Genomic DNA, 25,359 nt, shown 5'->3' with positions numbered 1-25,359 from the left:
CCGGATGGAGTTCGCCGCTTCCGAACCGCCGGCCGACCGCGCCACCCGTACCAAGCGGATCGCCGCCCTGCTCGCCGAGCGTCTCGCCCGGCCCGAGAGCGACGGCGGTGCCGGCCTCGAGACCGCCCAGGCCGACCGCCTGGCGGCCGCGCTGCTGGAGCCGCTGGGTATCAAGAAGTCGGCCAAGAAGGAGGAGCAGTCCGCATACCTCCTCTTCTTCGGCAAGCGCCAGCTGGATGACCTTGTCCGTCTGCTCGACGGGCGGGCCGCGCAACTGGCGGCGCTGCCCGACAAGGAACTCCAGGAGGAGGCCGGCAAGCTGCCCGTGGTCTCCGCCCTGGCGACCGGGCATCCCGCGGAGGTCGCTCTCTTCGGCCGGATGGTCGCCGATCTGAAGGACCTGAACGTCGACGCCGCCGTCCAGGTCGCGCACGCCCTGTCCACCCACGCGGTGCGCACCGAGTTCGACTACTACACCGCCGTCGACGACGAGAACACCGAGGACAGCGGAGCCGGCATGATCGGTACCGTGGAGTTCAACTCCTCCACGCTCTACCGCTACGCCGTCCTCGGCGCCCACCAGCTGCGCGACAACCTCACCTCCGCCGAGGCCACCCGCGACGCCACCGTCCGGTTCATCGACGCCTTCACCCGGTCCATGCCCGCAGGCCACCAGAACTCCTTCGCCCACCGCACCCTGCCCCACCTGGTCCTGGTCACCGTCCGCACCGACCAGCCCGTCAATCTCGTCTCCGCCTTCGAAGAGCCCGTCACCGGGCACCAGGGCCTGGCCGCCGAGTCCGCCGCCGCCCTGGCCGCCGAGCTCAGGACCGTCGGCGAGAGCTGGGGCACCGTGCCTCTGCGGACCCTGGCCACGTACGCGCTCGAAGGCGACAAGCTCACCGACGCCTTCGGCCCCTCGCTGCCCTTCCAGAGCCTCCTTGACGAGGTCGGCGACCTGGTCGGCGCCTGGCTGGCCGAGGGGGAGATCCCCGCGCAGCGGACGCGGGCCGAGGAAGAGGCCGCTCAGCGATGAGTGACATGGCCGTATTCGCCCTGCGGCTGGCCGCCCCCCTGCAGTCCTGGGGCGGCCCCTCCCGCTACAACCGCCGCGACTCTCGCCCCGAGCCCACCAAGTCCGGCGTCCTGGGCCTGCTCGCGGCAGCCGAGGGCCGCCGTCGCGAAGCCTCCCTGACCGACCTGCTCGGGCTGCGCCTGGGCGTACGCGTCGACCAGCCCGGCACGCTGCTGCGCGACTACCACACCGTCAGCGACCACCGCGGTCTTCCCCTGCCGGCCGCCAAGGTCGACGCCAAAGGCTTGCAGAAGAAGACCGGCCCAGCCAAGTACACCGGAGTCACCCAGCGCTACTACCTCCAGGACGCAGTCTTCACCGCCGCCCTGCGCGGCCCCACCGCACTGCTGGAGCGGCTCGAACACGCCGTGCGCAACCCGGTCTACCCGCTCTCGCTGGGACGCCGGTCCTGCCCGCCGACCGGACCGGTGAGTCTCGGCCTGCACCCCGACGCCGAACTGCCACAGGCCCTCACCAGCCTCCCCTGGCAGGCCTCCACACACCACCGCGCCCGCTTCCGGGGGCCCAAGGTCACGCTGGAAGCCACCGTCGAGGACCCGGCCGGCGACCTGACGGCAGCGGATGTCCCCGACACCTACGACCTGAAGACCGGCACCGTCTTCGGCCAGCGAACCGTCCGGCACCTGTGGATCGACCTGCCCACCGGCCAGGCATCGAACAACCAGGCCGACGACCGCGCCGACCGGACAGAGCCCGGCCACGACCCCTTCGCTCTCCTGGGCTGGTGACCCCTTGCCGTACCTGTCGAAAATCGCCCTCAACCCCCGCCGCCGGGCAGCCGTCTCCCTGCTGGCCAACCCCCACCGGCTGCACGCCGCCGTCCTGGGCGGCCTCGCCATCCAGCCCGTCACCGAACGCGTGCTGTGGCGCCTGGAAAACAGCACCCCGCACCGCGCCGAGATCCTCGTCCTCACCGAGAACCGACCCTCCTGGCAACACCTGGTGGAACAGGCCGGCTGGCCGGACGCCGACGGAGCCGAACCCCTCATCGCCGACTACACCCCCCTGCTGCAACGCCTCACCCGCGGCCGCGAGTTCGCCTTCCGGCTCACCGCCAACCCCGTCCAGACCGTGCAGCGCCCCGACAAACCCAGCGAACAGCAGACCCAGCGCCTCAAAGCCCTTGCCGACACACACGAAAAGCAGCGCGGCTTCCGCGTCGCACACCGCACCGCCGCACAGCAGCTCGCCTGGCTGCTCGCCCGCGCCGAACGCCACGGCTTCACCATCCCCGCCGCCCGCACCGGCCCCACCATCGACCTAGAACCCTCCGCCCCAGACGGGCCGCCCGCCGAGCCGGCACCCGCCGTCTCCCTCATCGCCCGGGAGACCCTGCGCTTCGCCAAGAGCAGCAACGGCCCCCGCATCACCCTCTCCAGCGCCACCTTCCAGGGAAGGCTCCGGGTGACGGACCCCGAGGCACTGCGGGCCGCTCTGCTGGGCGGCATCGGCCCCTCCAAGGGCTACGGGCAAGGCCTGCTCACCCTCGCCCCGCTCCCACCGGAGGCACCCCATGCCTGAGCCCTGGTGGCGCACCGGTCCCCAAGACGTCCACAGAATCGAAGACCGCGTCTCCAGCCTGTACGTCGAACGCTGCCACATCGACCGGGACGACAACGCCATCGTCCTGATCAACAAAGCCCGCATCGTCCACGTACCGGCCGCCTACCTCGCCGTGCTCCTCATCGGTCCCGGCAGCCGCATCACCCACGCCGCCGTCACCCTGCTCGCTGACTCCGCCACCTCGGTGTGCTGGGTCGGCGAACAAGGAGTCCGCCTGTACGCCTCCGGGCTCAGCACCGCCCGCGGCTCACAGCTCCAGCTGCGGCAGGCATGGCTCGTCACCCGGCCCAAGGAACGGGTCACCGTCGCGCGCCGCATGTACGACCTGCGCTTCCCCGGCGAAGACACCTCCGCGCTCACCCTCCAGCAACTCCGCGGACGCGAAGGCACCCGCGTCCGAAGACTCTACGCACACCACTCCGAACGCACCGGCGTCCCCTGGACCAAGCGCGAGTACAAGGCCGGAGACGCCTTCGCCGCCGGCGACGACGTCAACCGCCTTCTGTCCGCCGCCAACTCGGCCCTCTACGGCATCTGCCACGCGGTCATCACCGGCATCGGCGCCAGCCCCGCTCTCGGCTTCGTCCACACCGGATCCGCTTTGTCATTCGTCCTGGACATCGCCGACCTCTACAAAGCCGAGTTCACCATCCCGCTCGCCTTCGACCTCACCGCCAAAGGCCTCACCACAGAACGCGACGCCCGCACAGCCCTCCGCGACGCCGTCGTCGAGCACAAACTCCTCGCCCGCATCGTCACCGACATCAAACAACTCCTCGTGCCCGACGGAGGCCACCTGCCCGAGACCGAGTCCTCAGGCCTGTGGGACGAAGGCGAAACCGTGGTCAGCGCCGGCCGAAACTGGAGCGACCCCTTCAGTACGGACCATCACATCGACGTCATCCCGCCGACCCCGGAAAAGGAAGACGACAAAGAACGGGGAGCGAACGAATGAGCTCGGGCACCACGGTCGTGATCCTGATCGCGGCGCCACCAGGCCTTCGCGGCCACCTCACCCGCTGGTTCGTCGAAGCAGCCCCAGGCGTCTACATCGGCACGCCCAACACTCGTATCCGCGACCGCCTGTGGAACCTTCTCACCGACCGCGTAGGCAACGGCCAAGCCGTCATGATCGAACCCGTCCAGACCGAGCAAGGCTGGGCAGTACGTACCGCTGGCCGCGAACGCTGGACACCCGTCGACTTCGACGGCCTCACCCTTATGGCTCGCCCTCGGGGAGACGGCAGCCGCTCCTCACACCCCGGAAACGAGGTGAAGCAAAACCGGCCTCCCCCCTGACAAGCCTGCAGGTCAGCAAGTGTCGTCCCCGCGCCCGCGGGGGTGCTCGTGAGGGTTACTCGGAGTCCACGGGTACCGTGAAGTCGTCCCCGCGCCCGCGGGGGTGCTCGGCCTTCCGATCCGCACGCCGTCCCGGGGCCCGTTTCAGATTTCTGGAACGGGCCCCGGGGCAAACGTTTGGTGCCGTCTGCAGCAGGCGTTGCGAGAATGCTTCCTGCATGCACGTTTCGATCAGGGGTGGGTTCGTTGGTCTGGTGGGCGGAAAGGTTCCTCCGGGACGGGGAGCGTCCTGCGTGGACATGGGTCCCATTGAAGTCCGTGGGGCCCATACGGTTCGGTCAGAGCAGGGAGGAAGTCTCAGCCGCTCTGGGAGAGCCGATCATGGCATGGGACACCAGGAAGTACGCGCGCTGGTTTCCCTTCGAAGGGGTCGGTATCGACACCTACTACGACCAGGAGACGCAGACCCTGGCTGCAGTAGCCGTCGACGCCTGCCGGGGCCCGCAGGTCAGCCTCGACGGTGTCCCTCTGGTTGGTCGGCTGCCGTTGGAACTCGAACCCTGGATCGAGAAGATCGCGTCAACACTTGAGGATCCGACGCTGCCCGAGTACGTCGATGGCCTGCGCTTCGGGCCCCGCGGAGAGCCGTATCTCCTCAGCCTGGGATTGGTCCTGCGCTGCCAGCAGAACGGAAACCACGCCCGCTGTCGCCCAGTGTTCCTTGCACCTCAGTGGGCCATGCGAGGCCAGGAATGGATCGAGGACTTGATCCCCGACAGGGAGTGGCTGACGTACTGAACTGTTGTGACCTGTCGGGAGGTTGGGCGTGCGGCCCCAGCGGCGGAGATGAAGAAAGCTCCTGGTAGACGGGTGCACGACCAAGATCACAAGTCCGCCAGAAGCTTTCTCGTGCTCTGTCTACCCGTCCGCTATCGATCTGTCCAGCCGCGCCCTGCGCTACCTGGCCAGGGCAGAAGTCCGGCAGATGCTGGGCGTCAAATCCTTCGGACTGTGGCGGCTGGTGAGGGAGTACGACGACTTCCCGCAGCCGACCGAGCCGCCGCACGATCCGTTCGCGGCCTTCGGCGGGAAGAAAGAGCCCGAGGAGGTCTGGGACGGCTTCCAGGTCTACCGGTGGGTGGCCCACACGCCGGAGTTCGCCCGTCGCGGCGCCGTGCTGCTGTGCCCGCTTCCCGAGGACCTGCCGCCCGGCCGGTGGGCTGGTTACAAGGACACGGTGCGCGGGCCGGCGCTGGACTGGCACACCGCCCTTGGCGTGATCCGGATCGTGCACTGCGATGACCGCAAGGTCGCCACCGACGTCGCCACCGAGGTAGCCGGCGGCGGCAACCCGGACGGCGTCGTCACCGTCTGCGCCCTGTACGGGGACATGAGCTTCCGCGGTCCGGCGCTGGTCGCGGCCGACACCGCGCACCCGGGCATCGAGTACGAAGCCGACTGGGGCGACGTCGCAGCCCTCTCCGGGCAGGACCTGCCCTGCTGCGCCTGCCGCACCTGATCCGGGAGTGGAAGCCCGGCGCCCCGGCTGCTGTCGTGGAGGTGCCGGCCAACGACAACGAGGAGATCCTGCGCCGCGTCGTGGGCAACGACGCCTTCGACGTCACCTCGCACCTGGCCGCGACGGATATGGCCAACGACATCCGCAACAACCGGATCGACGGCACCCGGCACGACAACGAGATCTTCGGTAAACGGGGCTACGGCAAGACGCCCAACCCCGTCGTCGCCCGCCTGCCGCGCCGTACGATGACCGGCGTGCCTGCCCGACAACCTGGGCTGCTAGACGCTCGTGTACATCGGCTCACCCGTCCTGGTTCAGCAGGGAAGCCGCGTCGGCGGCGAGGGCGTCCAGCAGCTGGCGCACCGCGAGCAGTGCCGGCCGGGCACCGGATGTATCGACCGACTCCAGTAGCGGTGCCGCTGGGGCGAGAACGTCGACCAGGCGGCCGCCCCCGACGTCATCTGTCAGACTCCGCAGCGCGGCGCGGAAGACGGTGCCGTCCCAGGGGGAGCGCGCCAGCCCCTCGGCGAGCAGATGCTCGCCGACGGTCGGCCGCCAGGAGCCCGCGTCGTACTCGGCGAGGAGAACGAGGGCGTCCCGCTCCAAAGCCTGGGTCATCGCGATGGTCGTCATGCGGAGCCCAACGACTCCAGGGCAGCTAGCGTGGCGGTCCTCTCGGAGTTGGGTCAGGGCGTGGGAGCGGGACGACAGGGCGTGGGCATGAAGTCGACGCAGGGCAGCATCGCCTCCACCGCCTTCCGCAGGTCGGTCAGGGAGGCGGGTTCGGGCTCCGGCTCCAGGGCTGCGAAGTGCAGGCGTCCGTCGTCGTCGAACACGATCTGGGAGTTCGCCGGCACCCGCCCGGCGACCTCCCGGTAGGTGCCGTCCAGCAGCGCGGCCCGCGCCGCCAGGTGCTCACCTGCCTCGCCGGGCAGGCTCAGGGAAGCCAGCACGGTCGGGCGGACCTGCTCCCAGGCCTCGCCGTCCAGCAGCTTCGCCCGAGGGTCACCCCACTTCGAGGAGTTCTTTGCGAACACCTCACGCCGGCGCAGCAGCCGATGGAAGGACTCCAGCACGCAGAACACGTACGCCTTCCAGTCCACCGTGCCCGCCTCCAGGTGCGGCGCACTCAACACCAGTCGGCACCACGAGCCCACCAGCAGGGACGTGTCGATCTCGTCGGGTCCGACTTTCTTGCGCCCCATCAGATCGGGCAGCGACTTCAGAGCCTTGAGGACCGGTAGGCCCTCCGGGGTGGCGCCGAAGTCGACGACCTGGACAAGGAGCGCCAGGAACGGCCGTACGGTGGGGAACCGGGTGACCAGCATCGTCCGCCATGCCTCGTCTGCGTCCGAGTCGATCGGCGGCGCCAGCTCGAACAACGCGGCGATCGCGGCGGCCAGCTCCTCACGCGGCACCACCTCCTCGATCCGCTCCCACATCGCCGTCAGCGTCGCCACCTCCGGCGGGCTGATCACCCCCGTATCGGTGTCGACCTGCTCGCTCGTGGTGTCGAACACGACCCGGAACGCGGTCGCCAGCCTGATCCCGGCCCGCTCCATCCTCGGCAGCGTCTTCAGCTTCTGCTTCGCCGTCTCCCGCTCCGCCCGCGCGAGCAGCTTCGTCGCGATCAGCACCTCCAGCAGGTCCAGCGCGTCGTCGACCGCCCTGCTCGTCAGGTAGACCGCAGTGGCCAGCAGGGTGGCCAGACGCCGGGAATCTCCGTGGCGCCGCAACAGAGACGACTTGCCGTCCACGCCGTACCGCGACAGCTCCGCCAGTCGCCGCGGCGGTATCCCGGACACGTCCAACTCACCCATACCGAACGCGTCGATCTCCGCCGCCCGCTCAAGCGCCCACTTCATCTGCGGCCCGGAGATCCGCACCGGGCCGCGACGCAGCCGGTCCAGCTCCGATACTCGCGCGCCGGGCGGCACGGTCAGTAGGGAGTCGAGCACCGCCCGCTGACCGGTGCTCAGCAGCCCGTAGAGGCTGTCCCACAGCCGCTGGTTCGCCGTCTCCCGCACCAAGACCACCAGCCGGGCGAGCGTCGTCACGCCGGGCAGCAGCACCCGCCGCTCACGCAGCCACCCCACCGCCGCGTCGAATAGCGCCTTCGGGCCCTCCCCGGTCGTCCAGGCCCGCGCGTCCACCCACACCCGCAGCTCGGCTTCCGCCTCGGCGAACTCCGTGTACTCCAGGAGCTTCCGCAGCTCACGGGCGTGGGCCAGCCGGGTGTTCTCCCGTTCCCCGTACGCCTTCAGTGCCGAAGCGTCCTCGATGCCGAGTTGCTCGGCGAGGTAGTCGACGACTTCGGCCGGGTCGTCCAGGAACACCCCGAGGTAGCGAGCGGTCGTGAGCTGGGCGGCGAAGCCCAGCCGGAGGGCTGCCCGCAGGCGCGGGGACGACTTGGCCCGGACGTCCTGGCCGGCGTCCCGCTGCGAGCTACCCCCGCGGGCGCGGGGGTAGCTCGCCGGCCGAACTGCCACCGGCGGTTCTGTCGGCAGGGTTACGCGCTCGCGCCTCGCCTGCGCGGCGGGCCGGTTTAGCGGCTTGCGGCCCTGGTGGCAGGTGCGCGTCCTCGTCTCGCTTGCACGCCGGGTCGGCTTGGCGGCTGTCCGTGAGGGGGTCGGGAAGGCTGGGTGGTGGCGGGTGGGGACCTCGACTCTGGACCGACCATTGCGAAACACCTCAGCGGCCGGAGATGGCCGTAATGTGGCGACACGAGAGAGGGGGCCCACGCCGTCCGTCCGGCCTGGCTCGCTTTCAGTGCTCTGTGTCATGATGCGGACGCGTCCCAGGGGAGCGGGCCGCGGGTCTGCTGATTGCCAGGGGGTTAATGGACGTGGGTACGGGACCGGACGGCTCGTCCAAGTCCGACGAGGAGTGGGAGCGGTTTCTGCGCGAGTCGGTGGCGGGCGCCGCCGACGCGCCCAAGGAGCCGTCGGCGCGGGCCCGCGACGTGACAGGGCGGTTGCGTACGGACCCCACCCGGGGCCCGGAGGGCTGGCGCAGCTACACGCCCGCGCGACCCAAGCGTCGCACGGGCTGGTACGTGGTCGGACTGCTGGCCTTGCTGACACTGCTTGTGGTGGCGCTCGCGCCGGAGCGGACAGTGGACCTGTTCGCTGGCGACGACCGTGACTCCGCGCCGTTGGCAGGCGAGACCGTCCGCCCGACCCAGGCGCCCCCGGCGGAGGGGGCCCAACGCCCCACCGTGCAGGAGCCGTTTCGTGGTTCGCCGGCGGCGCGCTGGGCGAGTGGGGCGGCGGGGATCACCGTGCCGAAGGCCAGGGCGGTCGGCTGGATGAGCGCGGCGCAGGTCGAGCGGGCCCTCGCCCGCAGCCGGGACTTCCTCGTTGCGTCGAGCCTGGACCGTGGAGTGCTGCGGGGCGAGCGCCCGGAGAAGGCGATCGCGCTGATCAATCCGCACCAGCGGGACGTCCAAGACCTCCTGAAGACCGCTTTCCGGACCCCGGGCGAGAAGAGCGACCCCCTGCTCCTCTTCAGTCGCTTCAGGCCCTCCCAGGCCCGTCTGGTCGGCAGCGTGGTGAAGACCCGGGGCCGGCTCACCTACCAGGAGGGCGAGCGCGGCGCGCTCCAGGTGACCGCCGACGTCACCTTCGTCTACCCGGTCACCCGCGCGGACGCGGGCGGCGGCGACGACGAGATCGTGCGCACGATCATCCGGCGCGAGCTGGTCATGAGTTGGGACGACCCGGACAAGGTGATCACCGAGCCGGGCACGTTCTCGATCGTCTCGTACAAATACAGCATGACCAACGGTGGCTGCGGCGCCCCCACGGGCTACTTCACCCCGCCCTTCGGCGCGGACCGCCGGGCGGACGAGGCCGACACGGAGATTGACCCGTACGACCGCAGCGGGCCGGTCGGACGGGGCGGGTCCGCCGGGGACGGTTGCGCGAGGGCGACACGATCTTAAAAGGTGTTGCAGAAGGCTCAGTCTTGGGCATTTTGCCAGTATGGGTGGGGTGTTGCGGGCTGAGCCGGTGTGGGTGGAGACGTTCACGGGCTTGCGGATGGACCGGTTCGCGAAGCTGGTGAAGGTGGTCCGCGAACGGGGCGGGAACGGTCCAGGTGGTGGCCGGCCGTGGTGCCTGCCGCTGGCCGACCGGGTTCTGCTGGTGGCGGTGTACTACCGCACGAACCTCACGATGCGGCAGCTCGCCCCGCTCTTCGGGATTTCGCCGGCCACCGTCTGCCGGGTCATCCAGCGGCTGCGGCCGTTGCCCGCTCTGGAGCCGGCTTTGCGGCCGGTCGCCGATGTCGAGCGGTTGTGGATCGTGGACGGCAGCCTGATCCCGGTCCGCGACCGGCAGGTCGGCGCCTCGAGCCGCAACTACCGGTTCTCGGCGAACGTGCAGGTCATCATCGACGCCGACACCAGCCTGGTCGTCGCCTCGGCCCGTCCGGCACCCGGGAACAAGGCCGACGCCCACGTCTGGCGCGACTGCGACCTGCCGGCCGCGGCGGCCGGGACGACAGTGATTGCGGACGGCGCCTACCTCGGCACCGGGCTGATCGTCCCGCACCGCAGAAGGGCCGGGCGGCCCCTCCTGCGGGGCCAGGAAGAGGACAACGCCGAACACCGCCGGGTCAGGGCCCGCGTCGAGCACACCTTCGCCCGCATGAAGAACTGGAAGATCCTCCGCGACTGCCCGAGAAGACCGACAGCCTGGCCGCCCGGCTGCGGAAGGGCTCGCGTGGCGGACGGCCACCCGGCTTCGACGAAGACCGCTACAAGAAGCGCAACACGGTCGAGCGGGCGATCAACCGTCTGAAGCAGTCCCGGGCAGTCGCCACCCGCTACGACAAACGCGGGTACGTCTTCCTCGGCACCGCCACAGCAGCAGCCCTGATCATCTGGCTGCGAACTTGATCGCCCGGACAAGTCCTAGCGCTCGCGGCAAGACCTCACTGGATCAGTTCGAGGTGTGGGTGATCCGTGGAGACCGGGCAGATATGGAGCTGCAGGCTGTAGCCGCTAGCGATGACGATCCGGGTGTAGTTCGCTGGAGGGACGCCTGGGGGAAGCGGGGCGCGGGCCTGGTCTCCTTCGGGTGCCCAGCTGTTGGTGGCACCGCTCCATTCGGTCGTGGCAATGGTCAGCAGCGGGTCCATCTCGGTGCCGCAGACGGAGCAGACGCGGGGCACGGGATCGGTGAGACCCCAACGAGACCAGCCACCGGCCTTCCAACCGGGCGAGACGGACAGCTTGTTGATGTAGAACTCCTCCGGGGCAACGGCATAGGCGCTGTCCACTGCGTCTCCGGCCGTTTGCCAGTTGCTCCAGTCTGCCACCTGCTGCTGCAGCTCCTTGCTGAGGTCCATGAAGTGGGGGTACTCAGTGACCTCCTCGGGCGAGAGCAGGCACGGCTCAGGCAGGTATCTGGGATCGATAATGAACGGTTCAGGGGGTGCGTCAAGGACGTCGGTGTCTGCGGCGGCAGATCGCCACGACAGCGCGGTTCTGGGGTGTTCGGGGTGGTCGAGGGGGCACCACAGCACCTGGAGTAGATCGGCGTCCGTCTGCCCGGGCGGGCGCAGCTGGGGAATGTCGTGCGCGTACAGCTGGGCCACGGGCAGCATGGCGATCGGCCCTCCGGGCCATGGTTGGTTACCATCGGGCACGTCCTGGTCCATCCAGTCTTCGGCTTCGTATGAGGATGTGTCGGGGCGGTGCGGCGACCTGCTCGGTCCTCGCACCGGGATTCCCCGGTCCGCCCGCTCTTCTTCCAGCGACAGGGCAGCGCTCACCTGGTCGTACGTGTGGGGGCCGTCGCAGTGCGGCCATGGCTCGTTGGCGGGCCACAGCAGCGGCCCGCCGACCGAGCTGTCGTGCCGCGACTGACGGTGGCCGGGTACGGGCGTACCAAGGACGAGTGGGCGTCGCTCAAGCTTCACACCGCCACCTTCACCGTCGACTCCACGAATGGCCAGACGGTGGCTATGCACGGCAAGACCGCGGCGGACGCCATCTGCGCCGGCGACGCGGGCGGGCCGATCTTCCGTCAGAAGGACGGCAGAACGGAGTTGGTCGCGCTCAGCAGCCAGTCCTACCAGGGCGGCTGCTTTGGCACCGACCCGTCCCAGACCAACACCAGCGCCATCTCCATCCGCATGGACAACGTCGCCGGTGGCAACACGCTGACGGCCGGGACCGTGCTGAACGCAGGCGACAGCCTGACCTCCAACGCTGCCCGGCTCACTCTGCAGGCCGACGGCAACCTGGTCATCGTCTCCAACGCCGGGACTACCGTGTGGTCTACCAAGACCGCGGGACACCCCGGCGCGACCGCCCGCTTTGACGCGGGCGGCAACCTGGCTGTCGTCGACACGGACGGCGCCACCGTGCTGTGGGAGACAAAGACCAGTGCGCCGGGCGGCAGGGCCGTTCTGCAGGACCGCGGCAACTTCCTCATCTACAACGCGAGCGGCCAGTCCCAGTGGGCCGCCGGTACCGTCATCCGCCACGACTATGACGGCGACGGCCGCAGCGACATGGCCGCCTGGTACGACTACAGCGACAAGCACGACGCACTGCACACCTTCCAGGCCGCCGCCGACGGCACCATCCAGCAGCCCTTCCAGTCCTACTCGTCCGCGGTGGGCAGCTGGGCGGTGGAGAACATGCAGTTCTCCACCGGTGACTACAACGGTGACGGCCGCGGCGACATGGCCGCCCTGTACGGCTACAGCGATGGCTCGGTCAAGCTGTTCACCGCGCTCGGCAAGGCCGACGGCGGCTTCAACGCTCCCACCCCGTCCTGGTCCGCCAGCCCCGGTGGTTGGACGGCGAAGAACATGACGCTGCACAGCGGCGACTTCAACGGCGACGGCCGCGACGACCTGGCTGCCTGGTACGACTACGACAACGGCGACGACCGGCTGTTCACCTTCACCGCCACCCCCACGGGCGGCTTCAACGCGCCCTTCCCGTCCTGGGCCAACACCAACAACGACTGGAACCGCGCCAACCTGAAGTTCGTCGCCGGCGACTTCGACGCCGACGGCCGCGACGACCTGGGCGGCCTCTACCGGTACGCCGACGGAAGCATCAAGATGTTCAGCTTCCTCGCCAAGCCCGACGGCGGCTTCCAGTCCTCCATCGCCTCCTGGACCAGCTCCACCTTCGGCGACTGGAACCGCACCCACGTCAACGCCGGCGACTTCAACGGCGACGGCCGCGACGACGTCGCCGCCTGGTACGACTACAGCGACGGACGCGACGCCATCCACGTCCTGACCAGCCTCAGCACCCCCGACGGCCACTTCAGCGCCCCGTACAAGGCCTACGAGACAGCCGCCGGCAACTTCACCTACGACAGCATGCGACTCATCTCCGGCGACTACAACGGCGACGGCCTCGACGACCTCGCCGCCATGTACGGCTACAGCGACGGCAAGGTGAAGATGTTCACCTGGACCACCCGCACCGACGGCCAGATCAACGGAGCCGCACCCGGCTGGGCCAGCGCCGCCACCACCAGCTGGGACATCAACCGCAGTACCTTCCTGCGCAGCGCCAACTGACACCAGCCAAACGACACAGCGCCGGGGCTGCCCCACCTGAGGGCAACCCCGGCGCTTCACGTGCCCTGCCCGTCGACAGCCAAGAGCCCAGTCGTCCCGCGCGGCCTCCGACTCCGACCACCCCGCCGTCGCGGCACCGTGCCGTCTCGCCCGGCTCGGCCGCCGCCGCGCCCGGCTCGGTTACTCCGCCCCGGCCCTGGCCCGCGCCCGTGCCGCCTGGCCTCGTACCGCTGCCCTGCCAGCCCAGCCCGCGCCGCCGTATTACCGCCCGCGGGGCTCAGCCGCTGCCTGCCATCCGCCGACGGTCTTCCCTGCCGTCGGCCGCTCCGGTCGCCATGCCCACGCTCCGCCCACCCGGCTCGTTCCCCGAACCGGCCGTCGCCGTGCAACTCGCCGTCCGCGCGTGTGCACTGCGCGCGATCCGCGCGGGTCCGCAGTCCGGCCCGCTGCCAACTCGGCCCCGCCCATGGCGCGCGTTGGGGGCGGCGCTGAATGCTAGCCGGGCTACTGCCCGTCCCATGCCGTCCGGCCCTCGCCAGCGGCCCGTCCGCGTGTTGCACTCGTCCGGCCGCATCCGGTCCCGGCCGCCGCCCTACTCCGGTCCGTGCTGCAGCGTCGCCGTCGCCGTCCGCCTGTCCCATGCGTCCGTCCCGCCCAGGCACAACACCACCACCGTGCCCGGCCCGGAGCCGCGCTGCCCTGTGCCGCCGGTCAGCCTGAGCCGCCCCGCTGCGCCAGGTCCCACGCTGGCCTGGACGACGTGGACTGGACGCACCTGTCCCACGCCTACGGGTCGGCCGAGGACGTGCCCGGCCGGATACGCGCGCTGTGCGGGACCGACGACCAGGCACGCCAGGAGGCGTTCCAGAGCCTGTTCAGCAGCATTTTTCACCAAGGCTCGCGCTACCAGGCCTCCGCTCACGCGGTGCCGTTCCTGGCCCGGATCGCGGTGGCTGGACCACCGGCCGCCCGCGAGGACACGATGTGGCTGCTGACCCGCCTGGCTGTGGACTGGCACGACGAGTACGACCTCACCACCGGCATCAACACGGCAAGCTGGCGCGCCGCCGCCTCCGAACACTCCCCGGAGGAGGAGTTGCCCTGGTACGAGGAGCAGCTGGCCGCAGCGACCGACGAGAAGCAACGAACCATGCTGCGGGAGATCCGCGACTGGGTGGCGGTCGGCAACTCCCCCGATGCCCGGTGGAGCGCGCTGCAAGGCTACGACGCGGTCCTCGCCGAACTGCCCGGACTGCTGGTCCTGCTCGACGACGCCGATCCGCGCCTCCGGACCCGGATCGCCTATCTGCTCGCGTGGTTCCCCGAAATGGCTGCCACCACGCTTCCGCTGCTCCTGGCCCGCACCGCGCGCGAGGACGATCCCGTCGTCGCCGCCACGGCCCTGGTCGCCGCCGGCCTGATCGGCACCGCGGCGCTGGCCGCCGACCTCGCCCCGTACCTGGACGCGGACAAGGCCCTGGTGCGGTGGGCGGCGGCCACCGCGCTCATCCGCATCACCAACCAGGTGGAGGGTGCGGTCGAGCCGCGTTTGCTCGACCGCGCCGTCGCCGAACTCACCACAGCGGCCGGCAGCCCCGCACCCGCCCCCGCGACCGACTACAACGAAGGCGACTTCCACGGCCACATCGAACGAACGCTGCGCAGCCTCCCCACAGGCGCCCCGCAGACGGCCCTCGCCGCCTGCCTGCCCCGCATCGAACGTGACCGCGACGGCCACCGCACACGCGCCGCCCTCGACAAACTGTTCCCCACTCCACTGCCCGACCCCCTGCCGGACTACGCCGACCTCCCGGCCCGGCAGCGCCAACTGCTCCGCGCCCTGGCGGAACACCACCACCCCTGGATCGTCCGCTGGACGGCGGGCACGCTCGCCGAGCGCGGCCTGCCGGACTCCCAGGACGGCCTGCGCGCCTACGTCGGGCTCCCCAGCACCGACTGAGCCGCACGGTACACGGTGGTACGTGCCATGCGCGCCGTTCCTCGAGCCGGCCGACATCCGAGAACCCAGCCATGCCCGATGGACGCAGTCTGCGCGCCGCCCTGCGATCGACCCGCAGTACGAACCGCGCCCAGCCGTGACGGCGACCCCCGCCACTGGGAGGTGCGACGGCCGGTGCGTCCCCGAGAGTTCTACCGGCGGTAGAATCGCCGGTATGAGCAAGCCGACCAGCATCAAGACCAGCGAGGCAGTGCGCGACAGGTTGCGTATCCTCGCTGACGAGCGCGGCACCACGATCACCGAGCTGCTGGAGGAGCTCGCCGCTCGCGAGCTCACGGCGGCCGAGCGGGAGCAGCGGGCCGCTGCAGCCGCCCGTGAGCTCGGCATCGAATACACCGAGCAGGTCCAGCAGGCCGGCCAGGACGCCTGGGCGAAGATCCGCGCCCACCAGGGCGGCGCCGCCGCATGAACCTGACCGCGGTCCTGGACCACACCGCCCTGACCGCCCTGTTCCGCGCGGACCCCTTCTTCACCGGCCTGTACATCGAGGCCTCGCGCGGCACCGGCCGCGTCATCATCCCGTCCCTGTCCGTGCTGGCCGCCGAACGGCAGGTCGCCGGCGCGGGTCAGCACGCGGCCGCCCTGCGGTTCGCGGAGAAGGTGCCGTTCACTGTCGCGCACGCGGTGGACGCGATGGACTGGAAGAACGTCGACTGGCCGGTGGCCCACGCCGCGGCGATCGCCTGGCAAGCGGTGAAGGCCGGAGAGCCGCTGACCGTCCTGTCGCTGGAACCCGGCCTGTACGCGAGCACCGGCATCACCCCGCTCAACCCAACCTGACTCTGCTGCACCCATTTCCCGGCACCGCCGACAGCGCGCGAAAAAGCCTCGTCCGCCGGCCTTGCCCGGTTCACCGGTACCTGTTGAGGGAGTCGCATGGATTTCCGGCCCATCGAGCGTGGCGCTCAGGCATTCCAGCAGTCGGTGACCGCTGACGGAATTCAGGCAGTTTGTCGTCGTGCGTTCGGCCCCAATGCCCTGGTCGTGTCCGCCGAGGAGCTGGGGTCGGGGATGTACAACAACGTCTACCGAGTGCGGCTGGCGGGCCGGGATCGCCCGGTGGTGCTGAGGGTCGCGCCGGAGGAACGGCGGCAGTTCCGCAGTGAGCGGCATCTGATGCGGAACGAGTTCGCCTGCCAGCCGTGGCTGGCCCCGATCGCGCATCTGATGCCGACAGTGATCGCCGCCGACTGGACAGGGCAGGTCATCGGCCGTGACTGGATGATCCAGACCCATCTGGACGGTGTTCCGGCCCCCGAGCATCTGGGCTCGTACCCGCGGGCCACGTGGCCGCCGTTCTTCCGGCAGCTCGGGGAGATTACCCGGGCCGTGCACGATGTGCGGGGACCGCAGTTCGGGCCGACGGCCGGGCCGGGCTACGCAACGTGGAGTGAAGCGCTACTCGCGTCGCTGGAGGAGATCGCCGCCGACCTGGACGGTGCCGGCCTGGACTCCACCGACCTACGTCAGGTCGCCGCAGTGGCCGGCCGCGAGCGGGCCGTGCTGGACGAGGTCACCGAGCCGAGGCTGCTGACCGGGGACCTGTGGACCGTGAACTGCCTGCTGGACCGGGCTGCCGCCGAGCCGGTGATCACCGGGGTGCTGGACTTCGACCGCGCGTGGTTCGGGGCGCCGGACGCTGACTGGACGATCCGGATGGCCACGGCCAAGAACGACGAACGCACCGCCTTCTGGCAGTCCTACGGCACCCGGGACCGCTCGCCGGCCGCGCGGTGGCGGTCGCGGATCTACGAGGCCCGGCACCTGGGCGCGCTCCGCCTGGAGCGGCACAGGCTAGGCAAGGCCGACGCGGTCGCCGAGAGCTACCAGGCGATGGCCTCCCTCCTCGCCAACCTGACCTGACCCGGCCCGCCCGCCGCGGGCAGCGGCTCGACCTGGATCCGGATCCGCCGCCTGAGCGCGTCGGCTCGCTCTTCCACCTCGTCCGCGTCCTGACCGGTGACGACAAAGCAGCCGAGCCGGTCCGTGTTGGCCCTGGCCGCGTGCACCAGGTCGCCGACTGCTGCCCGCCATCGGACAAACGGCACCCCAGGCCCCTGCTCCGGGACCCGGCTGAGCGAGGTCAGACGTCCGGTGCGCGGGCTGGTGATGAACCGTACGGTGGCGTGGCCGCAGGCGGTGGGGGCGAACGCGGCCGGGCGGCCGAGAGCGACGTCGAGCAGAGCCGCGAAGACGTCGATGCCCAGGGCGTGCCGGAGGAGGATCCCGATGTGTCCGGCGCCGAGCCGGGCGGCGATCTCGATGACCGTGCACCGTCCGGCGGGGTCGAGGACGACTTCCGTGTGCGAGGCGCCGTTGCGGATGCCGACCGCCTGGATCGCCGTTCTCACCTCTTGGTGGAGGGCTGCTGCGGTCGACGGGGGCAGGCAGACGGGGAGGCTGTGCCCCGTCTCCACCCGGCACGGGCCGCTGGTGGTCGCTTTTCGTGTGATGGCCAGGTGCGTGGTGGTGCCGTTCTGCGTGACGGACTCGACGCTGTACTCGGTGCCGGCAGCGTACGCCTGGACGACGATGCCCGTGTGCCCTTCGCCTCCGTCCGTTTGATGTGCCGAGCGGGCGGCGACGGCCGCTGGCGCGGCTTCAGCCAGGGCGGTGACCACGATGACCCCGGCGGAGCCCGCGCCGGCGGCCGGCTTGATGACACAGGGGAAGCCGACCTGGCGGTCGTGCAGGGCATCGTGCAGTTCGCCGTCGTCACGCGCGAGCCGGGTGTAGGGGATCCGCACCCCAGCTCCGGCCAGCACGCGGGCCATGGCCGCCTTGTCGCGGGCCGCGTGCGCAAGGTGCGGGTCGTTTCCGGGCAGGCCGAGCTCGGCGCAGACCAGCGAGGCCAGTTCGGTGAGGTACTCGTTGACGGTGAGGACGGCGCCAACATCGTGATGGCGGGCATAGGCGGTGATCTGTTCCACGGCCCGGTCGGGCCGGGTGAAGTCGGTGATGACTTGCCCGGCGAACTTCGCCGTCGGCTCGCGCCTGGCGGCTTCGGCGGTCGCGGCGTGGACCTGCTGGCCGCGCGCGGCGGCCGCGCGGGCGAGGGCGGCGGACTCCGGGCCCGCCGCGTCCAGCAGCAGTACAGCGGGGCCGGTCACGAGAGGTAGTCCTCCAGGTCGCCGTCGCGGCGGGTATCGAGTGTGAAGCAGTGGAACCCGCCGCCGAACAGGCGGCGGTGCCGGTGGCGGACGGGCACCACATCGAAGCCTGCGGTCTCCAGCGTCTTGGCCAGTCCGGTGCACTCCTGGTTGACCAGCACGGTGTGCTCGTCGACGGACAGGACGTTGAGGTCGATGTAGGGGCTGGTGAGAACGAGGTCCTCGTCATCGTCGTAGACGGGGAACGCGCCCGGGTCGGGCTTGGGCGGCACGATGTACCGCCAGGAGCGCAAGGGTTCGGGCATCAGGTCGCGGATGCCGTCGTGCCGGGCGAGGAACACCCCCGGTTTGAGGGCGAGGACCATGGAGTCGATGTGGTTGTCCGCCATCCGCCACACCCGGTGGATCCGGTAGTCGTGGCCGAGGTGCCGCTGAAGCCAGCGGAGCCCTTGGTCGTGGTTGTCCTGGGCGACGTTGACGACCAGGTCCCGGCCGAGCCGCAGTACTTGGGCGCCGTCGAGCATCATCTCCAGGCCCACGTCGTACGGGCTGGGCCGCAGGTCGTCGATCGGCTCGGTGGGCCCGCCCAGAGTGGTGGCTGTGTCGCGGGCGTAGGACAGGTCGAACGAGAGGTCGGTGAGGGTGGGGCGCGGCATCACCGTCCACCGGGCCCCGCTGTCCTGGTAGGCGCGGAAGACACGGTGGAGGAGCTGGGTCTCCAGGTACCGCGAGCGGATCGCCGGCGGCGTCTCAATGATCTGGTCTGCGAGGATCAGCGTGTTGTCGCGGATGTTCAGAGCCGGGGTGGGGGCGGCCTGCCAGCCCAGGCCCGCGATGCGGGCCGCGTCGGGTGGCAGCGGGATCGGCCGGTGCACGGTGACCCCGAGGTTGGTGAGGGTGGCTGCCAGAGTTTCGACGTCCTCGTGGAGTTCTTCGGCGTAGCGCTGCTTGACGGCCCAGTTCTGCCCGCCGGTATCGGTGCCGGCTTGCGCGAGCCGGGGGTAGGCCCAGTCCGAGCGGAAGCCGCTGATGTTCTCGTGGTGGAACAGTTCGAAGCTCAGGTCCCGGTCGTGGCCGAGGTAGTGGGCTGCGGATCCGACGATGACCTCCCTGAGCGGGGTGAAGTCGTCATTGCTGTGCAGTCGCATGCTCACGTGGGTCCCTTTCGGTTGCGCCTGGCAGGTCAGGATGTGCGGGGTGCGGCGGACACGTGCCGGTCGGCGAGCGCGCGGCCGCGGCGGACCCGCAGCACCAGGCCGCCGTCACCCTTGGGCTGGAGGGTGCGTTGCTCGCTCCAGCCGGAGAACCGCCACTCGCCGCCGTCGCCGGCCGGAACGAGCGCGAAGGAGCGTCCTGCGACGGTCAGGGTGAAGACGTCGCCTGCCGTGCGGTCGAGGCGGGTGGGCAGGAGGGGGCCGTCCAGCGGAGCGGGGGCGTCGAAGTCGGCGAACCCGCTCGGCAGAAGGGTGTCGTACGGCAGAGCAGTGGGCCATGTGGGCGGGGCGGCCGGGGCGGGCCGGTTGAGCAGGACATCCCCGCGGGCGAACAGCTCCCGCCAGGAGTCGGGGAACCAGCTCGCGAGGTCGGCGGTGAGGAGGGTGTCGATGACGACGTGGATGCGGGGCACCGCCTGACTGGTGTTGCGGACCAGGTGCTCGCGGGAGAAGTCGCCGTACCACAGGGTGCCCGGCTGCCAGCAGTGTTCGACGCCGTCCAGGACGAGCACCGCATCCGGCGTGGTGACGACGGGGATGTGTAGGCGCGTCAGGCCGCGGTCGAGCCGGTACTTGGGATCGCAGTGCGCTTGTGAGACGGCGCCGGGCCCGAGCGCCATCAGCCTGACCGCGTTCAGTGGGGCCGGGATCTGCTGCAGGAGGCGGGCGACGTAGGGCAGCTTGTCGAGCCAGCGGGTCGGCGCGAACGGCTGGGGGCCGGGGCCGCCCGGGTCGGTGCGGTCCGCATCTCCGCCGAGACTGCGCAGCGGCAGGACGCGCCAGTCGATCGGGGCCGCCTGGCCGGTCTGCCCGCCGTAGGTGTGGGTGCGCTGCACGTTCCAGGTGTGCGAGGTGACGGCCGCGAGTTCGTCGGTGAGCCGGCCCGCGTCGAGGTCGAAGGCGGGGGTGAGCTGGGCCGCCTCGGCGGCCGCCGTCGTGCTGGTGGTCATGGTGGGGCTCCCGGTCACGAGGAGAAGGACACGGCCGCGTAGCCGACGTGCTCGCTGGCGTCGACGGCCGTGGCGGGCAGAGTCTGGAAGCGCTCGCCGAGCCGGGCGAACGCGTGGTCGTAGCCGGTGGCGGGGTCGTAGGCGATGCAGAACACGAACTGCGCCGGTGCCCCTGGGGCGAGGGGGATGGCGGGCATCGACACGATCACCCCCGTCCGCGTGTGCGGATCGTAGGCCAGGCCCGTCTCGTCCAGCGCGGCCAGGAACGTGGCGAAGTCAGGCACCATCCAGCTGGGCGGAACGTGGTACTCGACCACCTGCCGGCGCGGGGCAGCGGCGACGTCGACCACACGGCGGGCGACCTGCTGATAGATGTGCAGCGACCCGGAGACCTGCGCGTTGACCTCCGTGAACACCACGCTCTGGTCGGACAGGACCAGGGCGTCCGCGCTCAGGTGCCCGCGGTATCCGAACGCCCGGTATGTCTCGGCCAGCCGGGTACCACCGTCCAGCAGGGCCGTTCGCACCGGATCGCTGACCTCATCGAGGGGAACCACTTGGTGGCTCAGGCGGCGGCCGACGTAGAGCAGGCGGCCCATCTCGGTCGGCCACGTGCCGGTGGCGGCTGCGTAGTACTCGGAGTACACCGCGTCCGCACCGGGCGCGAAGGTCTCGATGACGACCGGCCACCGGCCGTCCCCGCTCGCCCACGCCCAGCGCTGCTCCCAGTACGCCGCGATACCGGTCTCGCCGGGCGTCAGATGGTGCAGGTGGCGAGCCCCGACGTGGTCCACCGCCAGCTGCGGATCGCGTACGAGGAGCTGGTTGCCGACCCCGGCTCCGTTGTGGGCCTGCTTGACCACGACCGCCCCGCTGCCGGATGTCTCCAGCAGCTCCCGGGTCGCGTCGATGGCCTCCGCGTGGCTGCGGCAGACGCGGCCGGGCAGGATCGGTACTCCGGCGGCCGCCGCCAGGGCCCTGAAGTTCGCCTTGTTGTTGCCGATCTCCCCGCCGCCCTGGGCGAAGAACGCGGCGCCGGGGAAGCGGTGCGCGATGTCCAGGGCGGCGGCGAAGCGGGCGACGGAGGCGGACGGCCACAGCGCGAACACCTCGCTCACCGCGCCCGGTCCGCCCGCGGCGTCGAGCGCGGCCCGCGCCGTCTTCAGGAAGGCGGGGGAGGTGAGTGAGGCCGGGTCGAGGAGCCGGTCGTCCCATGCTCCGGCGGGCGCGGCCAGGATGGTCAGCTTGCTGCGCGGTACGCCGGTGTGGGCCAGGGCGTAATCGAGGAACGCTTCGTCGGGCTCGCAGCACAGGACGAGCAGGTCGCCGGGGCGGGCGAACCAGAACAGGCGCTGTGTCCAGGCCCGCATGTCGCCGCGTTCACGGATGGACGGGTCGATGTGGTTACCGACGAGGATGCGCACGGCGGTTCTCCTGACGCAAGGGGGAGGACGTCCGCTCCGGGTGGCGGCCGAGCGGCGCCCTCGCGGGAGGGAAGGGTCAGAGGCGAAGGAGCGCGGGCAGCGTCTGATACACCCGCATGGTCGCGGTGCGGCGCCGTACGCCGTCGCCGGCGGCGGCCAGCCGGGCCGGATGCTCGTTCAGGGCTGTAATCAGGGCGCGCAGGCCTGCCTGGGCGACGGTCGTCCCGATGCAGGCATGCGGACCCCACCCGTAGCCGAGGTGCCGGTTCGGCGTGCGCTCCAGCACCAGCCGGTCCGCACCGCAGAAGGCGTCCGGGTCGCGGTTGGCAGCGGCGAACAGCGCCACCACCTTCTGCCCCGCAGCGACGTCGACCCCGCCGATCCGGCACGCTCGCATCGCCACGCGGGTGGTGCCCTGCACCGGCCCGTCGAAGCGAACCAGTTCGTCCCCGCCGGTGGCCAGCAACGCCGCATCACGCATCCGCTCCAGCGCATCGGGACGGGCGAGCAGGACAGCCACCGCGTTGCCGACGGCGGCCGCCATCGTGCTGTAGCCGCCCTGGAACATCACCCGCGCGGTGTTCTTCATATACAGCCGGACCATCGGATCGGCGCCGGGCCCGGCCTGCCGGACGCGCTCCAGCAGGCCGGGCCGGCACGAGGCGGTGAACCAGCCGTCGACCAGCTCGCTCAGCCGCTGACGGGCAATTCGCCCCGGCTCCACGAGCGACGGATCCAGCCCGCCGTCCATGCTGCGCATGATGGCGTCCGAGACCTCGGCGAACTCGGCGTACGGCGGGGCCTCGACCCCGAGGAGGTCCGCCACGACCGCCACGGACAACGGCACCGCGACCTCGGCCATCACATCGAACGGCCCGGCTCCGGCCCAGGCGTCGAGCCGGCCGAGCACCAGACGGCGGGCACGGGCCTCGAGCGCACTGAGGTCCTGCGCCCGCAGCGCCGTCATGAACAGCGAGCGGACATGGCTCTGCCGCGGCGGGTCGAGCGTCTGCACGCTCAACGACGGCTCGGGCACCGTGCCCCCGGTGCGGCGCGGGTCGCGGGCAAAGGTGTCATGGCCGCGCAGCACCCGTACGCAGTCGGCGTACCGGGTCAGCGCCCACGACTGCATGCCCTGGTGCCAGAACACCGGCTCGCTCGCCCGCAGTTCGGCCAGCACCGGGTGCGGATCACGCAGAATCTGGGCGTCCAGCGGGTCGTAGCGGTCGGTCACAGACGACATCGCACATCCTTCCGGAACGGGGCAGGCCCACCTCACGCGGCGGGCCTGCCCGGGAACTCAAGGGCTCAGTGGTCGTACGACATGGCAGCCCCCTTTCTGCGCGGCAACGGCGGTGGCGTCCCGCAGGAAGACGAAGAGCTTGCTCAGCCCTCCTCTGGCGGGCGGACCTGCAGCCCGGCGGGACGGGACAAGGCGGTGGTCGTCCCCGGCCCGAGCCGGTCGCACGGGAGGTGGGCGAGACCACGACGAGTACAGCGTCCGCCGGGCGCTGTGCCTAGAACCAAGTCCTATCCCCGCCCTGTCCCCGCTCCTTGCGAACCGCTCCCCAGGGCCCGGCCCGGGTGGTGCAATGAGGGGGTGGACGACGAGATCCGCCACCCCCTCGCCTACGCCCGGACCGAGCGCGGGTGGTCGCAGGAGGAGCTGGCCCGCCGTATCCGGCGGGCCGCCGCGCGCCGCGGACTGCGCTCAGGAACCCGGGGATCACGGATCTCCAAGTGGGAGACCGGCCGGGCCACCCCCGACGAAGAAGAATCCCAGCCGCTCATCGCCGAGGTCTTCGGCATCGAGTACGCGGTCGTCGCCCATCTCGGCTGGCCCCACTGGCTTCCCGGCCAGGACAAGCCGCTGCCGCTCGGACCGCACAACGCCGCCCCCTCACTGCGAGAGGCCCTGATGACCTCCCTGGACCGCCGGTCGTTCATCGCCTACACCAGCGGTGCGCTGGCCGCGCTCGCCCACCAGTGGGCCGTCACCGAACCGGGACGCCTCCCGTGGCCGGCGGTGCGCGGCCATGTCGACACCGAACTGGTCACCTGGCTGGAGGCCGCCGGCACCGAGCTGGTCCGCCTCGCGACCGAACGCCGCCAGCACACCCACCGGCTGTTGAGCGAGTGCTTGACCACGGTCACGGCCCTCATCAGCGAAGGCCGCTACACACGCCCCATCGAACAACGACTGCACACGCTGGCTGCCTCCCTCTCCCAGGCCATCGCCTGGCAGCACTTCGACGAACGCCGCCACGCCGCCGCCGGCCGCTTCTGGCACGCCGCCCTCCACAACGCCCACACCGCCGGCCAGCGCGACCTCGGCGCGGGCATCCTCTCCGACCTCGCCTACCAACTGCTGTGGCTCACAGACGCCCGCGGTGCCGTGGCCATCCTCGAACACGCCATCCCGCGCACCCAACACCCCACCGCCCGCTCCCTCCTGCACCTCCGCCAGGCCCGCGCCCTCGCCGCCCTCGGCGAGGACGGCCCGTGCCGCCTGGCCCTGACCGCTGCGGAGAAGGCGCTGCAGACCCCCTCCTGCGCCCCGGCGCCCGCCTGGTGCTCCTGGATGGGGATGGCGGATCTGGCTGCGGACAGCGGCAGGTGCCTCGCCGATCTCGGCCAGCGACGGCAGGCTCACCAGCTCATGGACGAGGGGATCGCCCTGCTCCCGGCCACCCGCTCCAAAACACGCGCGGTGTTCCTCACCTACCAGGCCGAGGCCTACCTCCGCGACGGCGAAGTCGAGATCGCCGCCGAGACCGCCACCCGTTCCCTGGACCTGGCCAACCGGATCAACGCGCCCCGGTGCGTCACGATGGTCCGCAGCCTGGAGCCAGCGCTGTCTCCCCACGCGCACACCGCGGGCGTCGACGAACTCCTCGAACGGCTGCGGGCCGCCGACTGACCAGGCCAAGATGGCCCGCAGCGCGTGAAACCCGCCCTCCCGTACCGCAGCCGTCGCCGGTGACGATGGCGGTACGGGAGGGCGGTCGTCGCCGAACCGCTGCGCGCGGGCTGGCCGGCACCGTGGTGTACCCCAAGATCCCGGCCGCCGACCTGGCCAAGCCCGAGCAGGGCTCCGGGCACCTGCAGCGGCAGAAGCCGGGTGACGTCGTGCCGGTTGCCGGGGGGCGTCTACTTCTTGTGAAGCTGCTGGGTGACGAGGGCGTCGTTGAGGACGTTGTAGATGGTCACGGTGGTGGCTTTGGGGGTGTCGCCGGCGTAGGAGCGGTAGACGTCGGCGAGCTGTTTGGCCGTCGTAGTGGCTGTGTCATCGGTGCCGATACGGGTGCTGATCAGGACGTGTCCGTCCTCGCGGTCGAAGACGCGGTCGACCGTGCTGGTGATCTGCGTGTGGTGGTGGTCCTTGCCGTACGCACGAAATTGTTCGGCGCTGTGGGTCATGGCTGCGCTGTTGCCCGAGGCGGGGAACTTGTCCGGGATGGGGGATTCTCCGGGGGCCTCGCTGGAGCAGGCCGTCATTGCGAGGGCGAGCATCGCTGCGGGCACGACGGTGCGGACGGCGGTACGCCGGATGTTCACGCAATCTCCTTCTGGAACGGGAGGAACGGCGAGGGCTCGGGCCCCCGCC

23 protein-coding genes and 1 pseudogene are annotated in these 25,359 nt (G+C 70.8%); 15 read left to right on the top strand and 9 right to left on the bottom strand.

Features of this window, described 5'->3' with window-relative positions; genetic code table 11:
• The 7 genes from cas7e to ABD350_RS31775 all read left to right on the top strand — a co-directional run.
• The coding region (gene cas7e, locus ABD350_RS31805; protein ID WP_344352394.1) for a type I-E CRISPR-associated protein Cas7/Cse4/CasC at positions 1-1,036 on the top strand (1,036 nt) is incomplete at its 5' end.
• A complete protein-coding gene (cas5e, locus tag ABD350_RS31800; protein WP_344352393.1) occupies positions 1,033-1,824 on the top strand; it encodes a type I-E CRISPR-associated protein Cas5/CasD in 792 nt (263 codons plus the stop codon). The genes cas7e and cas5e, both read left to right, overlap by 4 nt.
• Before the next feature lie 4 nt (positions 1,825-1,828).
• Positions 1,829-2,617 (top strand): type I-E CRISPR-associated protein Cas6/Cse3/CasE, encoded by a 789-nt coding sequence (gene cas6e / locus ABD350_RS31795; RefSeq protein WP_344352392.1) that lies wholly within the window; start codon positions 1,829-1,831, stop codon positions 2,615-2,617.
• A complete protein-coding gene (gene cas1e / locus ABD350_RS31790) occupies positions 2,610-3,614 on the top strand; it encodes a type I-E CRISPR-associated endonuclease Cas1e (RefSeq protein ID WP_344352391.1) in 1,005 nt (334 codons plus the stop codon). The genes cas6e and cas1e overlap by 8 nt, the downstream gene beginning before the upstream one ends.
• The gene (gene cas2e, locus ABD350_RS31785) at positions 3,611-3,958 is read left to right on the top strand and encodes a type I-E CRISPR-associated endoribonuclease Cas2e (protein ID WP_344352390.1); all 348 of its coding nucleotides are present in this window, start codon (positions 3,611-3,613) and stop codon (positions 3,956-3,958) included. The genes cas1e and cas2e overlap by 4 nt, the downstream gene beginning before the upstream one ends.
• A gap of 381 nt (positions 3,959-4,339) precedes the next feature.
• Positions 4,340-4,756 (top strand): hypothetical protein, encoded by a 417-nt coding sequence (locus tag ABD350_RS31780; protein ID WP_344352389.1) that lies wholly within the window; start codon positions 4,340-4,342, stop codon positions 4,754-4,756.
• 187 nt (positions 4,757-4,943) lie between these two features.
• Positions 4,944-5,477 (top strand): hypothetical protein, encoded by a 534-nt coding sequence (locus ABD350_RS31775; protein ID WP_344352388.1) that lies wholly within the window; start codon positions 4,944-4,946, stop codon positions 5,475-5,477.
• Between the two features lie 303 nt (positions 5,478-5,780).
• Here the strand turns inward: ABD350_RS31775 and ABD350_RS31770 are convergent, their stop codons facing one another.
• A complete protein-coding gene (locus ABD350_RS31770) occupies positions 5,781-6,113 on the bottom strand; it encodes a hypothetical protein (RefSeq protein WP_344352387.1) in 333 nt (110 codons plus the stop codon).
• A 92-nt stretch (positions 6,114-6,205) separates the two neighbouring features.
• Positions 6,206-7,873: pseudogene (locus ABD350_RS31765) on the bottom strand (DUF4158 domain-containing protein); the annotation flags it as partial.
• A gap of 446 nt (positions 7,874-8,319) precedes the next feature.
• Between ABD350_RS31765 and ABD350_RS31760 the strand changes: the two are divergent.
• Entirely contained in the window at positions 8,320-9,423 is a 1,104-nt protein-coding gene (locus ABD350_RS31760; RefSeq protein ID WP_344352386.1) for a hypothetical protein, read from the top strand.
• 40 nt (positions 9,424-9,463) lie between these two features.
• A complete protein-coding gene (locus tag ABD350_RS31755; protein ID WP_382466816.1) occupies positions 9,464-10,282 on the top strand; it encodes a transposase in 819 nt (272 codons plus the stop codon).
• A 133-nt stretch (positions 10,283-10,415) separates the two neighbouring features.
• Here the strand turns inward: ABD350_RS31755 and ABD350_RS31745 are convergent, their stop codons facing one another.
• Positions 10,416-11,258, bottom strand: coding sequence for a hypothetical protein (locus tag ABD350_RS31745; RefSeq protein ID WP_344352385.1), 843 nt, complete (start codon positions 11,256-11,258; stop codon positions 10,416-10,418).
• 81 nt (positions 11,259-11,339) lie between these two features.
• Here ABD350_RS31745 and ABD350_RS31740 point away from each other — a divergent pair, with 81 nt between their 5' ends.
• The 5 genes from ABD350_RS31740 to ABD350_RS31720 all read left to right on the top strand — a co-directional run bounded on the left by ABD350_RS31740 (position 11,340) and on the right by ABD350_RS31720 (position 16,917).
• The gene (locus ABD350_RS31740; RefSeq protein ID WP_344352384.1) at positions 11,340-13,034 is read left to right on the top strand and encodes an FG-GAP-like repeat-containing protein; all 1,695 of its coding nucleotides are present in this window, start codon (positions 11,340-11,342) and stop codon (positions 13,032-13,034) included.
• A 760-nt stretch (positions 13,035-13,794) separates the two neighbouring features.
• On the top strand, positions 13,795-14,994 hold the full coding sequence (locus ABD350_RS31735; RefSeq protein WP_344352383.1) for a HEAT repeat domain-containing protein: 1,200 nt from the start codon (positions 13,795-13,797) through the stop codon (positions 14,992-14,994).
• A 214-nt stretch (positions 14,995-15,208) separates the two neighbouring features.
• Positions 15,209-15,463 carry a hypothetical protein gene (locus ABD350_RS31730; RefSeq protein WP_344352382.1) on the top strand — a complete coding sequence of 85 codons (255 nt, stop codon included), beginning with the start codon at positions 15,209-15,211 and terminating at the stop codon, positions 15,461-15,463.
• Positions 15,460-15,834 carry a PIN domain-containing protein gene (locus ABD350_RS31725; protein ID WP_344352381.1) on the top strand — a complete coding sequence of 125 codons (375 nt, stop codon included), beginning with the start codon at positions 15,460-15,462 and terminating at the stop codon, positions 15,832-15,834. Before ABD350_RS31730 ends, ABD350_RS31725 begins: the two co-directional genes overlap by 4 nt.
• A gap of 204 nt (positions 15,835-16,038) precedes the next feature.
• Positions 16,039-16,917, top strand: a complete 879-nt coding sequence (locus ABD350_RS31720; protein ID WP_344352380.1) for a phosphotransferase family protein — start codon at positions 16,039-16,041, stop codon at positions 16,915-16,917.
• On the opposite strand, the gene ABD350_RS31715 is transcribed toward ABD350_RS31720, so the two are convergent.
• The 5 genes from ABD350_RS31715 to ABD350_RS31695 all read right to left on the bottom strand — a co-directional run bounded on the left by ABD350_RS31715 (position 16,878) and on the right by ABD350_RS31695 (position 22,995).
• Complete coding sequence (locus ABD350_RS31715; protein ID WP_344352379.1) at positions 16,878-18,164, bottom strand: ATP-grasp domain-containing protein; 1,287 nt, start codon at positions 18,162-18,164, stop codon at positions 16,878-16,880. The two genes, ABD350_RS31720 and ABD350_RS31715, sit on opposite strands and share 40 nt — an antisense overlap.
• Positions 18,161-19,312 carry a glycine amidinotransferase gene (locus ABD350_RS31710; RefSeq protein ID WP_344352407.1) on the bottom strand — a complete coding sequence of 384 codons (1,152 nt, stop codon included), beginning with the start codon at positions 19,310-19,312 and terminating at the stop codon, positions 18,161-18,163. The genes ABD350_RS31715 and ABD350_RS31710 overlap by 4 nt, the downstream gene beginning before the upstream one ends.
• A gap of 35 nt (positions 19,313-19,347) precedes the next feature.
• Entirely contained in the window at positions 19,348-20,328 is a 981-nt protein-coding gene (locus ABD350_RS31705) for an aspartyl/asparaginyl beta-hydroxylase domain-containing protein (RefSeq protein WP_344352378.1), read from the bottom strand.
• 14 nt (positions 20,329-20,342) lie between these two features.
• Complete coding sequence (locus ABD350_RS31700; protein ID WP_344352377.1) at positions 20,343-21,752, bottom strand: preATP grasp domain-containing protein; 1,410 nt, start codon at positions 21,750-21,752, stop codon at positions 20,343-20,345.
• Positions 21,753-21,828: 76 nt separating this feature from the next.
• Positions 21,829-22,995 (bottom strand): cytochrome P450, encoded by a 1,167-nt coding sequence (locus ABD350_RS31695; RefSeq protein WP_344352376.1) that lies wholly within the window; start codon positions 22,993-22,995, stop codon positions 21,829-21,831.
• Positions 22,996-23,352: 357 nt separating this feature from the next.
• On the opposite strand from ABD350_RS31695, the gene ABD350_RS31690 reads away from it, so the two are divergent.
• Positions 23,353-24,672, top strand: coding sequence for a helix-turn-helix transcriptional regulator (locus tag ABD350_RS31690; RefSeq protein ID WP_344352375.1), 1,320 nt, complete (start codon positions 23,353-23,355; stop codon positions 24,670-24,672).
• A 230-nt stretch (positions 24,673-24,902) separates the two neighbouring features.
• Here the strand turns inward: ABD350_RS31690 and ABD350_RS31685 are convergent, their stop codons facing one another.
• Positions 24,903-25,310 (bottom strand): hypothetical protein, encoded by a 408-nt coding sequence (locus tag ABD350_RS31685; RefSeq protein WP_344352374.1) that lies wholly within the window; start codon positions 25,308-25,310, stop codon positions 24,903-24,905.
• Between the last annotated feature and the right edge of the window lie 49 nt (positions 25,311-25,359).

It is taken from the genome of Streptomyces nogalater (assembly GCF_039532885.1).
In the GTDB taxonomy this organism is placed as follows: Bacteria; Actinomycetota; Actinomycetes; order Streptomycetales; family Streptomycetaceae; genus Streptomyces; species Streptomyces nogalater.
The sequence above is the reverse complement of the archived record's forward strand: the minus strand, read 5'-3'. Positions and strand labels throughout refer to the sequence as shown.